Annotated in this window: 1 protein-coding gene; it reads left to right on the forward strand. The window is 63.7% G+C overall.

Annotated elements, in window-relative coordinates; all coding sequences use genetic code 11:
* Positions 1 to 16 precede the first annotated feature (16 nt).
* Complete coding sequence (locus Q1A87_RS23740) at positions 17 to 523, forward strand: PIN domain-containing protein (protein WP_299657345.1); 507 nt, start codon at positions 17 to 19, stop codon at positions 521 to 523.

Below are 523 nucleotides of genomic sequence, written 5' to 3' on the forward strand. Positions count from 1 at the left end.
GAACATGAAGCGCGATTTGCTGCTGCGGTTCTTCGAGGCCGATCTGTATCGGGCAAGCTGGACCGAGCGCATTCAGCAGGAATGGCTCACGAACGCGATCTCGCGATATCCAGACCAGGAGACGGCGCTGCGCCGGACGGATGGCCTCATGCGCACGCACTTCGCCAGCGCCTGGATCGAGACGGAGTACGAGGCGTTCGTCGAGGCGATCGCCCTGCCAGACCTGGATGACCGCCACGTCGTCGCGGCAGCCATCGCGGGCTCGGCCAACTACATCGTCACAGACAACATCAAGCACTTCCCCGCGGTGGAGCTGGATCGGTTCGGCATCGAGGCAGGTACGGCCGACGCGTTCCTGGCCGGCACGTTCGAGCATTACGAAGGGCCGGCTCTGGTCGTTCTGCGGGAACATCGGGCGGGATTACGCGCGGCGCCGTCCGCTGCCAAGTATCTGATGATGCTGCGACAGAAGCAGATGCCGCGCCTCGCATCCCGGCTGATGCCGCTGCGTGATTATCTGTAA

The organism is uncultured Jannaschia sp. (assembly GCF_947494055.1).
In the GTDB taxonomy this organism is placed as follows: domain Bacteria; phylum Pseudomonadota; class Alphaproteobacteria; order Rhodobacterales; family Rhodobacteraceae; genus Jannaschia.